The sequence below is a fragment of the Alicyclobacillus fodiniaquatilis genome (assembly GCF_042678105.1).
GTDB lineage: Bacteria > Bacillota > Bacilli > Alicyclobacillales > Alicyclobacillaceae > Alicyclobacillus > Alicyclobacillus fodiniaquatilis.
The window spans coordinates 52,370-65,139 of sequence record NZ_JBHUCX010000095.1; the positions used below are offsets into that span (position 1 = coordinate 52,370).

General features: G+C 53.1%; 14 protein-coding genes. 1 reads left to right on the forward strand and 13 read right to left on the reverse strand.

The annotated features are described in order from the left end of the window. Nucleotides 1–21: 21 nt before the first annotated feature. From ACFSB2_RS23365 to ACFSB2_RS23425, 13 genes are all read right to left on the reverse strand, one after another. Nucleotides 22–1,041, reverse strand: coding sequence for an aldo/keto reductase (locus ACFSB2_RS23365; RefSeq protein ID WP_377945513.1), 1,020 nt, complete (start codon nucleotides 1,039–1,041; stop codon nucleotides 22–24). A 51-nt stretch (nucleotides 1,042–1,092) separates the two neighbouring features. Beyond that, nucleotides 1,093–1,959 (reverse strand): aldo/keto reductase, encoded by an 867-nt coding sequence (locus ACFSB2_RS23370; protein WP_377945514.1) that lies wholly within the window; start codon nucleotides 1,957–1,959, stop codon nucleotides 1,093–1,095. Between the two features lie 21 nt (nucleotides 1,960–1,980). Continuing rightward, entirely contained in the window at nucleotides 1,981–3,198 is a 1,218-nt protein-coding gene (gene larC / locus ACFSB2_RS23375; RefSeq protein WP_377945515.1) for a nickel pincer cofactor biosynthesis protein LarC, read from the reverse strand. A gap of 90 nt (nucleotides 3,199–3,288) precedes the next feature. Beyond that, nucleotides 3,289–4,038 carry a nickel pincer cofactor biosynthesis protein LarB gene (larB, locus tag ACFSB2_RS23380; RefSeq protein ID WP_377945516.1) on the reverse strand — a complete coding sequence of 250 codons (750 nt, stop codon included), beginning with the start codon at nucleotides 4,036–4,038 and terminating at the stop codon, nucleotides 3,289–3,291. Between the two features lie 2 nt (nucleotides 4,039–4,040). Continuing rightward, a complete protein-coding gene (larE, locus tag ACFSB2_RS23385; RefSeq protein ID WP_377945517.1) occupies nucleotides 4,041–4,868 on the reverse strand; it encodes an ATP-dependent sacrificial sulfur transferase LarE in 828 nt (275 codons plus the stop codon). A gap of 30 nt (nucleotides 4,869–4,898) precedes the next feature. Continuing rightward, nucleotides 4,899–5,912, reverse strand: coding sequence for a HoxN/HupN/NixA family nickel/cobalt transporter (locus ACFSB2_RS23390; RefSeq protein WP_377945518.1), 1,014 nt, complete (start codon nucleotides 5,910–5,912; stop codon nucleotides 4,899–4,901). Between the two features lie 279 nt (nucleotides 5,913–6,191). Further along, nucleotides 6,192–7,112, reverse strand: a complete 921-nt coding sequence (locus ACFSB2_RS23395) for a hypothetical protein (protein ID WP_377945519.1) — start codon at nucleotides 7,110–7,112, stop codon at nucleotides 6,192–6,194. A gap of 41 nt (nucleotides 7,113–7,153) precedes the next feature. Next, entirely contained in the window at nucleotides 7,154–7,522 is a 369-nt protein-coding gene (gene folB, locus ACFSB2_RS23400; RefSeq protein ID WP_377945520.1) for a dihydroneopterin aldolase, read from the reverse strand. A 49-nt stretch (nucleotides 7,523–7,571) separates the two neighbouring features. Next, entirely contained in the window at nucleotides 7,572–8,342 is a 771-nt protein-coding gene (locus ACFSB2_RS23405; RefSeq protein WP_377945521.1) for an SDR family oxidoreductase, read from the reverse strand. A 14-nt stretch (nucleotides 8,343–8,356) separates the two neighbouring features. Beyond that, a complete protein-coding gene (locus ACFSB2_RS23410) occupies nucleotides 8,357–9,328 on the reverse strand; it encodes a phosphotransferase family protein (RefSeq protein ID WP_377945522.1) in 972 nt (323 codons plus the stop codon). Between the two features lie 18 nt (nucleotides 9,329–9,346). After that, the gene (locus ACFSB2_RS23415; RefSeq protein ID WP_377945523.1) at nucleotides 9,347–9,895 is read right to left on the reverse strand and encodes a 5' nucleotidase, NT5C type; all 549 of its coding nucleotides are present in this window, start codon (nucleotides 9,893–9,895) and stop codon (nucleotides 9,347–9,349) included. Between the two features lie 115 nt (nucleotides 9,896–10,010). Further along, nucleotides 10,011–10,811 carry a hypothetical protein gene (locus ACFSB2_RS23420; protein WP_377945524.1) on the reverse strand — a complete coding sequence of 267 codons (801 nt, stop codon included), beginning with the start codon at nucleotides 10,809–10,811 and terminating at the stop codon, nucleotides 10,011–10,013. Continuing rightward, nucleotides 10,804–11,367, reverse strand: coding sequence for an RNA polymerase sigma factor (locus ACFSB2_RS23425; protein ID WP_377945525.1), 564 nt, complete (start codon nucleotides 11,365–11,367; stop codon nucleotides 10,804–10,806). Before ACFSB2_RS23425 ends, ACFSB2_RS23420 begins: the two co-directional genes overlap by 8 nt. 418 nt (nucleotides 11,368–11,785) lie before the next feature. Between ACFSB2_RS23425 and ACFSB2_RS23430 the strand changes: the two genes are divergently transcribed. Further along, nucleotides 11,786–12,505 (forward strand): nucleotidyltransferase domain-containing protein, encoded by a 720-nt coding sequence (locus ACFSB2_RS23430; RefSeq protein ID WP_377945526.1) that lies wholly within the window; start codon nucleotides 11,786–11,788, stop codon nucleotides 12,503–12,505. The last annotated feature ends 265 nt before the right edge of the window (nucleotides 12,506–12,770 follow it).

A 12,770-nucleotide genomic window follows, 5' to 3' on the forward strand; every position in this document is an offset into this window, starting at 1 on the left:
GATTCCAACGCGCCACTGCACTTACTTTGCACGGCCGGATTGCTGCTGCTGCTCGGCAGCCACATCATACGGATAAGTCACCGGCAATCTGCTCGCGCTTTCCAAACGGGCCAATTGTTCCGCTGAAAGGGACCAGCCAGACGCGCCGAGGTTGTTGTTCAATTGCTCCATTGTCCGCGCGCCGATGATCGGCGCCGTGACCGCTTGCTGTTGCAGCAGCCAATTGATGGCCACTTGGGCTGGCGTTTTCTCTGATTCCTTGGCCACCTCGAACAAGGCATCGAGGACGCCCCACGTGTATTCGTTGTTGTAGTTGCTCCAGGACTCGCCCCAGCCATGCTGCTCGGCCTGATACACGCGGCTGTCTGCTGGCGGTGTGGACATTCCGCGTTGGAACTTGCCACTCAGCCAACCGCCCCGCAACGGACTCCAAGGGATGACGCCGAGCCCTTCGTAATCACACAACGGCAGCAATTCGTACTCGGTTGCGCGACACAAGAGGTTGTATTGCGGCTGCAGGCAACTAAACGCCTCCCACCCATGCTGCCGACTGAGTTGAATCGCTTTTTGCAGTTGCCATGCCCGGAAGTTGCTCGCGCCAATGTAACGGACAAGCCCTCTGTGCACCAGATCATTCAGTGTGCTGAGCGTTTCTTCCAACGGGGTCAACGGATCCCACGCGTGGACTTGATAGAGATCGATATAATCCGTACCGAGCCGTTTCAAACTCGCTTCGACGCCAGCTAGAATGTGCTTGCGGCTGAGCCCGACATCGTTTTGCGCATCGCCCATCGCGAAGCGCACTTTCGTCGCGATGACATAGTCATCCCGGTTCTTGGTCTTCAGCCAGCGCCCCACAAGTGCTTCTGATCCGCCACGGGAATACACATCCGCCGTATCGATGAAATTCCCGCCAGCCTCTACAAACGCATCCAAGATGCGAAAACTGTCCGCCTCATTTGTCTCGCGACCAAGTGTCATGGTTCCGAGGCACAAATCGCTGACTTTCAACCCTGTCTTGCCCATCAAACGGTACTGCATTTGCGTATCCCTCCTCAATTTGAAAGCACAGTGGAACCGACCGTGCCCGGCTCAAAATGCACCAAAGGGCGAAGCGAATTGATCAGCGGTTGCCATCAGCGCACCCTGTGCTGCGACGTCCATTTTCTCGTATTTCGCACAGGCCTCCACAATTTTCGGCAACAGGCGAACATCCCCAGCGCTCGGCATGCCTGTGACGACATCCTGTGACAGCACGAATGACACGCATTTGTCGACGTACGCTTGCTCGTCAAATGGTTCATACCAGGTGGCATACCGCTTTGCATTCTCGCTGGGCCACTCGCCGCGCGCGACCGCCTTGATGGTCATCAGTCCCGCGTCTTGCTTTTTGATCTCGGCCGCCAATGCGTCAAAAGACTGGCGATATGCTGCGTTGTTGTACAAAATGAAATTCAATGGCGTCAGCACGGTCTCGAACGGGTAGCGGCGCAGGGCTTCCAAGTGCACCGTGGGGGCCATGTGCCCATGTCCCGTGATGCCGATGTGCTTGACCATTCCCTGTTCTTTGGCTTCAATGAGCGCTTCCAGCGCGCCGCCAGGCGCTGTGCACTTGTCCAGTTCTTCAAAACTGGTCACCGCGTGAAGCTGAATCAAGTCCACATTGTCCACCTGTAGCCGTTGCAGTGAACGCTCAATGGAGCGTTTGGCGCCGTCTCTATCCCTGTCTCCCGTTTTGGTGGTCAGGAATATCTTGTCGCGAATTTGCGCCATCCATGGCCCCATGCGCAATTCCGCATCCCCATAGGAAGCCGCCGTATCAAACTGATTGATGCCCGCGTCCAGCGCGAATTGAATCGACTTATCCGCCTCATCCTGCGACACATCCGACAAACTGGCAGCGCCAAAAATAATGACAGAGCTCATATGTCCGATCCGACCTAAACGACGTTTTTCCATAATCGCAACCTCCTTGGGATTCTAGCGATGGATGTCATCTGCCACGGCTTGCGCCAGCGCAGATTGGTACACTTGCTTGAACGAAACACCCTGTTCTTCAGCGATCTTTTTGCAGGTTTCGTACTCCGGCGCCACATTCACCGTCGCTCCGCCCAATTTCGCCGCTTTGACAGCGACAGAGCCATAGTTGGTCTGTACTTCCATGGTCTCCCTTGGCAGTTCCAATTTCTCGACGTCATAGTAGCGCAACCCGATACTTGACGACTGCCGGAAGATTTCCTCCTGCAAAGCAGGCAACTTCTCACGCGCGCACAGCACTTGCAATTGGATGGCTGGCCGCCCTTTTTTCATCACCATCGGTGTCCAAGTCGCGTCCATCGCGCCTTGCGCCAGTAGCTTTTCGATGATATATCCCGCAAACTCCGGACTCATGTCGTCCACATTTGCTTCAATGACGACCGCAGAAACCGGCTTGGGCAACCCGGCGGCAGATTGCTCGGCACCAGCACTGACCGGCATTGTTGCAGGCGCCCAGTCGCCGAGCTGAATGCGCAGGAGATTGGCGACTGGCAGTTCTTTTGTCCCAGCGCCATAGCCAACTTCCTTGCCGATGAACGGCCTTTTGCTGTAAGGCTGTGCCAGTGTGCGCAAAATGGCGGCGCCAGTCGGCGTGGTGGTTTCGCCCCAAAGCCCAGAGGAATACGTGGGAAATCCCGCCAGCAACCGCGCGGTCGCTGGCGCAGGCACAGGCATCACCCCGTGCGCGCACTTGACCGTGCCACCACCGACCTCAATCGGCGTGACGACACATGTCGGCTGTCCGAGCAGATGCCAGGCAATCATGGATCCCACAATATCGACAATGGCGTCTACCGCCCCGACTTCGTGGAAGTGAATCTTTTCCGGCACTGTGCCATGCACGGCGGCTTCGGCGACAGCCAAGTGGTGGAACGCCTCTTTACTTTTCTCCTTCACAATCAGTGGCAGATCACTTGCATCGATGATCCGCTCGATATCCGGCAAGTGCCGATGGTGATGGCTGTGCGCGGTCAGCACATTGACCTTTGTCGCGGCAATGCCGCTTGGTTTCACGCGTTCTACCACAATCTCGTATTCGTGCACGGACAATCCCGCAAGTTGTTGACGCCAAGTATCCTCTGGCACGCCGAGATCCAGCCAAGCGCCCAGGAACATATCTCCACTGGCCCCGGCAACACATTCGATAAAAGCGACGGTCATGGTGACACCCTTTCTTCACATGGTTCGCGGTGCGCTTCTGCTGAAACTGAACCGGCTACCGCTCAAACTTGTACAATGCGCCCGTAAACATCAGGCTGGACTGCCCATCTGATTGATCATGCTCGCCATGTAGCCTGCGCCAAATCCGTTGTCGATGTTGACCACAGCCATGCCCGGCACACAGGAAGTGAGCATGGCGAGCAGTGGCGTGACGCCATTGAGCTGAGCGCCGTACCCCACGCTGGTGGGAACCGCAATCACCGGTTTATCTACTAAACCCGTCACCACGCTGACCAGCGCGCCCTCCATCCCCGCTACGGCGACGATGACTTGCGCCGAACGCAACGCGTCCACCTGCCGCAGCAAGCGATGCAGCCCAGCGACGCCGACATCGTAGATGCGCTCAACATGATTGCCCATCACCTCTGCCGTAATGGCTGCCTCCTCTGCAACTGGCAAATCCGACGTCCCTGCGGCCACCACCAACACTTGGCCCACCGACTTTTGCGCCCCTCGCCGAATGACAATGGTCCGCGACAGCGATTCGTATTCGGCGTCATCGACTTTGGTCCGCAACAGGTCATATACCGCCTGATCCGCCCGTGTGCCCAAGACATTGCACTCACCGCGGAGGGCAAGCCGTTCCAGAATGATCGCTGATTGTTCCGGCGTCTTCCCCGCGCAATACACCACTTCCGTAAACCCACTGCGGTGCAAGCGTTGATGATCCAGGCTGGCAAAGCCAAGCTCCTCGATATCCGCCTGTTTTAAAGCCGCAACCGCGTCATCAATCGACAACGCCCCATTTTGCACTGACTCCAGGATGGTACGATACGACATACTCATGCTCCTTGTTCTTTTTGTGCAGCAAGGATTTCATTGAGACTGCCCGAACGGTATCCTTGCAAATCCAAGCTCACGTAGGCATAGCCAATCTCCTTCAGCTTTGCAGTCACCGTCTCAGCCACCGCCACAATATCCATCAAGTGTTCTGGCGCGACTTCGATACGCGCCAGTTTTTCATGCTGACGCACCCGCACTTGACGAAACCCCAGTTGCATGAGGAAATCCTCGGCTTGGTCGATCATCGACAACTTCTCCGTCGTGATCTTTTCACCATATGGAATCCGTGAAGACAAACAGGCAAACGATGGTTTGTCCCATGTCCGAAGCCCAAACGCACGCGAGAGATGGCGAATCTCGGACTTCTTCAAGCCCACTTCCAAGAGCGGCGCGCGCACGCCCTTGTCACGCGCCGCCTGCAGACCAGGTCGATGCTCGCCCAAATCGTCCGCAATGGCGCCAAATGCGACATGATGATAGCCTAGCTTTTGCGCAATCGGGATCAGATGAGAGAACAATTCCTGCTTGCAAAAATAACAGCGATTGGTCGGATTTTCGGCATAGCCGGGAATGGCGAGTTCACTGGTTTGAATCACTTGGTGCTGGGCCCCCAACTCCTTGGCTTGCAGAATCGCCTCCTCGCGCTCGCGCACTGGATAAGTCTCCGAATCTGCCGTAATGGCCAGCACTTTGTCTCTGCCTAAGCTCTCCATGGCTGCCTTAAGCAAAAATGTGCTGTCGACGCCGCCGGAAAATGCGACGACCACTTTGCCAAGCGAGCGCAGCAGCGTCTGTAAATCCTCGTATTTGCCTTGTATACTATCCATATCGCTGACCTCCATCTTGTCCTCGTGATCCTATGATGACTGTGACTCTGACCAACGCTCCTCGACGCGAAAAAACTTCCAAAAACAGACGGATACCGCCCAAACCACCAGAAACAACGCGACCAATATGTACCCCATGGCACTGAAGTCCAACCCCTGCAACCAAGACCAAAACCCACTGTGCAAACCCAGTTTAGGCGTGAGCACCTGCATCAATTCGACGCCGCCCGTCAAAAGCGCCGCCAACACGCCGAGACTCGTGATGGAGAGGTTGTAATAGACCTTGCGCAACGGGGTCGAAAAAGCCCAGTCATAGGCGTTGGTGATAAAGATCCCATCTGCAGTGTCCATCAGGCTCATACCGGACGCAAACAGGAGCGGCAACGACAGGATACCACTGTAGGGAATCGCGTTTTTGGCCGCGATGGCCGAAATGGCCAACAAGGCCACTTCGCTCGCTGTATCAAAGCCAAGACCGAATAGAAAGCCAATCGGGTAGATATGCCAACTTTTCGTCACCAACTGCAAAAGGGGTCGCACGAGTCGTGTGACAAATCCGCGCGAGTGCAACTGTTGCTCTAGTTCCTGCGCAACATCCGTCCCACGGCGCATTTGCATGAATAATCCAAAAATTTGAAGGCAGATAAACAGATTGACACAGCCAATGACCAGCAGAAATGTCCCCGAGACAAGCGTGCCAATCAAGCCGCCCACGTTCTCCATCTGCGGCAGTCTGTGCGCCGCAAAGTGAACTGCAAACACCGTCACAACCGTCATACAGGCTACCACTGTGGAATGACCCAAGGAAAAGAAGAAACCTACGCCCATGGGATTTTTCCGTTCTTGCACCAGTTTGCGCACCGTATTGTCGATGGCAGCGATGTGATCGACATCAAAGGCATGGCGTAGCCCAAACGTGTAAGCCAGCAAGGCCATGCCAAGCAATACAGGATGCTGGAAAACGGATACAAAGAGCAGCGCGATCGCAATACAGTGCAGCCCACCAACGGAACTGGCGTAAACAAGCCATTGTCGATCTTTCATTCGCGCCCCCCACTCATTTCATACTATCAGCATAATAAAGTTTTAATCATTGGAAAAGTAGTGAATTTGGTTTTCTATTATCACAAAATATATACATACTTTACTCAAGGTAAGTGTAACAAAGTGCTAGATCACCAACTGATAGTTTAAGAACAAAACGATTGTGTGTCCAAATGAAGCTTTGGTGCCCCCCTATATACAATCCCACCAGGGTAACACAATGGATTTGAATGGCCATGCACTCATCTCGTGTTACCCCGTGCCCGGTTTCCACGACGTTCATTCATCAATCGGCGCAGCCTGAATCGCCAACGGGTTCCCTTGGTTCCACCAGATGACCCGCAGTTCTGGGTATAGATGCGCTAGATACGCAGCCTGCTCCGCGTGGCTCTCGACAAAGTGGGTAAAGCCAAGTTCCAACGCGCGCGCGCCTTTCCAGCGCGCCTTGCTTTCATGACTCGGAGACTCGACGCCATCATCTCGCATCACCAATGGGATATGGATGTTGTACTTCCGCAGCCAAGCTTCGGTTCGTTCCCTGTCACACGCCGGCCTTGACGTGATGACGATGTCTTGCGATGAGGGCTTCGGCGCGAACGCGGCCAATGGCACGTTGTCCCGAAAAGACAAAGCGGCGGCCAAATCGCTTTTGTACAGATGCGGTTCCACGTCATCCAAGAAGACGCCGTCCAAATCCCATGCTTTTCGCTCGTAAGCGTGATCCGGTTGATCATCCCCGATGCTTTCCCCATTGATGCGAAAGCGGTTCCAGGGAAAGAGCACACGAGCATCGTCATCTTGCCAATCAAAACAACAGTAATCAGGTGTGACGGCAGACAAGGGCATTTTGCAAACCACAAGCGTAGATACTTCATATCCAGATGCGGCGACAAAATCCCGGCAGTGCACCAGCGTACGGCCTTTACCTGCCGAATCTTCACATACAAGCACCCGCTCGCCCTCGGGCGGCTCGCCAACCCATTCCACCGTTTCCGTTGGCCGATGGTAGCGCAGGAAGTGAATCGGCAAACCCGTCAAAAAAGCGATATGTATCCCCGCAAAAGAACCGCCCCGCAGAACGATGACCAGCGCATCAAACTCGGCGTCGCGAAGTTGACTGGCCAGCGCGTCGAGGCGCAGGGAAATGGAGTTATAGTCCAAGTACACGTTGCGTGCCCATTTTCGCTTGGGCATGGACATATTGATTCACCACCGAATTTGAAAATCGTGTTCAAGAAAACCTAGCGCGCACTGCGATGACGCTCAATTTCGACAGAGACGTCCTTAAATACACCAGCAATGGGCGCGTTCGGTTTGATGATTTTGACATCGACGCGCTGGATGAGCGCAAAATGTTCGAGCAAAGCGTGCGCAATGCGTTCAGCCAATGTCTCAATCAACTTGACTGGATCATCTAAGACAATTTTCCCTACAACCTCATAGGCCAAGGCGTAGTTTACCGTTTTGTCCAAATCATCGGTTTCACCCGCCGCTTGCAAAGGCAAATAAAACACTGTATCGACAATAAAGCGCTGACCCAGCTTATTTTCCTCTGCCAAGGCGCCGTGGTATGCAAAAAACTCCATACCATTGATCCTGATTTTATCCATCTTTCATCCCCCTTGGACGCTTGCCAATTTTGTCGATCCGCCGATGCCATCAAGTCACAATTTGCTCCAGTGTCAGTCCGCCGTTGACATCGACGATGGCGCCGGTGATAAAGTCCGCTTCTGGTGTGCACAGAAACCGCACCACCCTGGCGATATCCTCACCTACACCGAAGCGACGCTGCGCTCCCTGCGCATTCTGGACGGCAGCCTCTGCCGCCGCAATGGTCATCTCTTTATGTTCGCCCGTGATGTCACCGGGACAAATCATGTTCACCGTGATGCCAGCATCCGCTTCCTCCTGCGCCAACGTCCTGGTCAGCGACACCACGCCGACCTTCGCCGCCGCATATGCGGATCTGCCGGGCCAACCTGCAGCCTGATTGGATTGTGTGAATCCGAACGTGATGATTCTGCCCCAATGTTGTCGACGCATCATGGGGATGATCTCTTTGCACAGATAAAATACGGAGGACAAGTTGCCATTCAGCATCTGATGCCACTCGTCGCTCGTATACTCGGTCATTTTTTTGTGTTCAAATATGTATGGTCCCGCATTGTTGACAAGGATATCAATGGATGCAAATGCACTGCGTGTTTCCGCCACAAGCCGCTGACAGCCCTCTTCCTGTGAAATGTCGGCCTGGACGGTCAGACAACGCACCCCCAAAGCCTCCACTTGCGCTTTCAACTCGGCGGCCCGCTCACCGTTTTTCCGGTAGTTGATCACGATGTCATACCCTTGTCCGGCAAGACCCAGCACCGTTTGTACGCCAAGCCCGCTGGCGCTGCCTGTCACAATGGCTACCCGTCTGTGTCCCAACTGCACACACCACCTCATCCGTCCAAATATGCCAAACACGCCATCAACGCGCCGTAGGTCTCCTCCTTTTGCAATGTGAGATGTGCGCGGTTCCACAGACCGCGGTCGAGATCGTCACAGATTAAGAGAAGCATCCATATCGAGTGAACAACCGCATACCGAAAGTAGTTGAGAACAAAGTCGTCCGGCGGTCCCTGCCAGCCCAGTTCTCTGCGCTTGCGCACATACGCGTCCAGCGCCCGCAATCTCACTTCATTGTCGAGTGGCGCTTTGCGAAAGTGTGGATGTGTCTTGTCCAGCAAGCTGTATAAATCACAATAGACAGAATCCACATGCGCATTTTCCCAATCCAGCACAATCAGTCTGTGATGACTGATGCCAATGTTGCCGATGTGATAATCCGCGTGCGAGGGCACCTTTTCTTGCATATCATCGCACCCGATGGCCTCTACCCACGTTCGAAGTTGATTGACCTTGTCCAAAGAAAGATGCAATACTGCCAAAATGCCAGTGGCCTTCTGCCAATTGGCCAGAATCCCGCGCGCAATGACCGCTGGATCACGGCCTTGCCAATGGGCAAACGCGCGGGGGAGCCCCTCGACAGAAATGCTGTGCCAACAGGGAATCAACTTGGCCGCTGCAATGTAGTCATCTGCCGTAAATTGATGCGAAATTTCGCCGGCGTCCTCATAGATGGCCCAATAGGTTTCCACGTCACCACCGCTGCTCGTCGCAAGGATGCGCGGGTACTGCACATTTTTTACAAAGGGCAGGAAATGTTGCTGCAGCCAAAGCTCTCTCCCCACCGTTTCGGGATAGCTGGACGGTTTAAAGACAAAACTGGCGGGACCCGCGGCGGTTTCAATGACGAAACGCTCGACATGCCTGCCGGTCCGCCCCTGATACAGTCGTGTCCGCTTGATGATTTTATCACCGCAGAGCTGTCCTTGGTCCGATACGATTTGATGAAACAGCTGGGTATCCATACATCCCACTTCATTCTCTTAAGATTCCTTGAGCCACGCCGCAAGGGAAGACTCGAATTCCAACCAATTTGACACGCGCCTGCATTTTAGGTCCTTATTATATGGATAGTCCATCGCCACAGCAAGCCTGCCTTTATCGATATACTTTTGCAAATTGTGCGGCGCGTCATCAAAAAGAAGGTCCCCTACGACGCGATCCTTATCGTGCGCGAAGATGATCTTTTTCACGCCGATGAACGGCAGATGTTCTTCCACCCATGCCGCTTTATCCTGCAATGCGCTGACTGGGCTTGCAGTCACAATATAAATCTCGTAACACTCGTGCAATCTCTGCAACACTTCAATGGCATGCGGCAACGGCTTTAAATCGCGATAAAAACCAGGCCTATCCAAATAATCATAGATTTTTGCGCCACACGCCGGTTTGACGAGTTCATGGGAATTCCACGTCGTCAACTGATCCACCGTCAAATGGTCGTCGTAGTCCGCATTGTACGCGCCGAACCATTTGCCCATCAAATCAACAATGACCGAGTCCATATCGATCAACAGCGTATACTTTTCCACTCGCTTTACACCTTCGCTTGCCATATGCGTTTGACAAAACACCGCATACGTGTTTTGTCAAACGCTGACACAAAGCTGGCCATCCGTCAAGCCACACGACCGTATCTGCAGCAAATCATGATTGGCTGTTGGCCGCGACGTCGGCAAAGACAAACGAGGGCAGGCAATCGTACCAATGAACAAACGTGACGCCGTTTATCTTCATGCGCTGGTTATGAGGGTACACTTCATCCCACGCCTGCCCACGCTGATGCGGATACAGCCGCCCATTGTAACGGCGGCACAAAACGGTTCGTCCCGCCGGATCGATAAAAGCTTCGACCAAGGTGTCGTACGCTGTGGGCTGGTCATCAATATCTAAGACGCGCAGGCATGTGTACCTCTGTTCGCCAATCTGCACCGTGTACATCCCCGCGCCCGAGGCGGATTTGGCGCCTCTATCCTGCATGGCGTACCCGTCCGCCTCGCGCTGAAAGCGGCCATTATCGACCAATTTTCGCGCGATCTCGCCCCAATCCACTACGAACGTGCTGTCGCGAAACGTATAGAATATCTTCTTGCCCCCGCTGCTGACGACGGTGGCCAGCCATTCGACCGAATGAGGGTTGAGGCGCGCGTACATATGCCACTGTATCTGTTCAGTTGGATTTGCCCGATTCTCTTCCGTCACAAGCAGTTCAACTGCTTCAACACCATGAATCTCCGCCATCCCGATGGCCTGCAGGCGTTTGACGGAGATCAGCGGCGCCGGTGAAGCAGCTTCGTACATGGCATATGCAACGTCTGTGCCAAGTTTAGGTTCCGCAAACCACCAGCGCAATTCACAACAGTCGACCGTGATCGACGGCGCAGAACACGCTTGAATGGAGATGGCAGGCATCTCATTGGGAAAGTTGAACTGTTTTCGCTCAGTCATCACATTTCCTCCCCGATTTGTTTTCGTGCGGCCGCTCTAGGCTCTCCCGCAAATGATGGCGCGCAGCATACAAGCGCCGTTTTACCGTTCCCTCTGGAAGATCACCTCTTGCCGCAATTTCCTTGATGGTCAGTCCCTCCAAATAAAATGACTGCACCGCACTGCGCTCGGCAGTTGGAACGGCGGCCAATGCAGCGATGATCTCATCCCAGCGACTGTGCCGGATGGCAAACTGCTGACCATGCCGATTGACCAAGTGGGCCAAATGCGCATCTTCGACAGGCTGATCCAGATGAGCGGCTTTGCGAAAGTGATCCAAACAGCGGTTTTTGGCAATTTGCAGCAACCAAGATTTGAATTTCTGCGGTTCACGCAATTGCGGGATGCCTTTCCAGACACGAATGAGCGTCTCCTGAATGACGTCCTCCGCGTCCTTTGCATTGCGAACGTGCGCATGCACCACGTTCACCAATGTCCGTTCATAGCGCTGCACCAAATCTGTAAAAGCGTTCAGATCTCCTTGCACGGCGCAGAGGACCAATTGCTCATCTGTCAATTTCGCGAAGGGAATCGCCCCCTTTCATCCATACAGACGTACGCCGACGCCATCAGGTTCGCTTTTCGCGAAAAAGCTGACCAAGGACAAATCTACTGAACCTTTTCTCAACTTCATCCGCCATAAAAGCAGAGACAAGGACCTGAGACCCCATTTTCAGGTGACACTTGAGTATTTCAACAAGACGAAATGAGACCCTTGGGAATGAAGATGCTTTAACAGCTCATCTGCAGACAGCGGCCCCGTTTGACAAGGAACGCACTCATTGGATGTAGAATACTTATCCAAATGGGATTATCTTGTGGGTAGAAGAGTGCAATATGCTCCTACTAAAACTAGTGAGCGTATTCGCATGAATTGAGCATCACGTTTGAACAGTCAGGTGACAATCTGAGAAGAATATATCAAGGTGGTGTACATGGAAAAAATTGATCCACAAATCGAACATCTGATAAACAGTTTTCTTCAACACGACGTCCCGCACCTGAATGAAGATCTTGAAACCGTAATTTTGTGTGGCTCGTATGCCACTGGACAGGCTACGTTAACTAGCGATATCGACCTATGTTATATCGGTGAATTTCCAACTTTCAAACGCGAAAACATCGTATTTCAAGGTAAGGACTTTGAACTTATGGTTGCCCCATGGTCATGGTACGAAGAAATAGCCAGCGAACGTAAGTATGCGAACAACATCGGAACACCTATGGTTATGTTGGCACAGGGACGTTGTGTATGGGGTAACTCTGATAAATGGGTACACCTACAGAAACTCGCACGGGAAACCTATCATGCCGGGCCAGTCAAAGCGTCCGATGAAAACATTCGCAGAATTAGATTTCATCTCACTAACTTATGGGATGATTATTGCGATAATGAAAATCAGACAGAGCGGCAACTACTTGCTATGTATCTGATTCAAACTTGCATTGAATCAATATTCGTATTGCGTCAATGGTGGGCTGTGAAGCCTAAGTATCAGTTGGCCGACCTCCGTTCTAAGGATGCCAATCTATCGTACAAACTTGAGCTGTGCATTCAAACTTTCGGGGGAGACCAGGACGTGCTGCGAGATTTCTGTACGTATGTATTAAATCCTGTTGGCGGTTGGCTTCGCGAGTCATGGACGGCCTTTTAACCTTGATTAACGTACCATATAGATCAGAGCGCTCGAGTTAGTACCGAAATATACACTAATATACGCTTCAACATCTCCGCACCAATGCCGGATTTCTGAAATTCTCGGAAAAGGAAATACAGAGCGGGGTGTGTCTGATTCCATGCGTTTTCCAGAGGCCGTCATAAAATATGTCTGTTTTATGCAATCTTCTGATGAGATTCTGCAAAGACAAAGGCGCGCACCTCTTGTAAAATAGCCGTATCGGCGTCTGCCGATTTTTCAC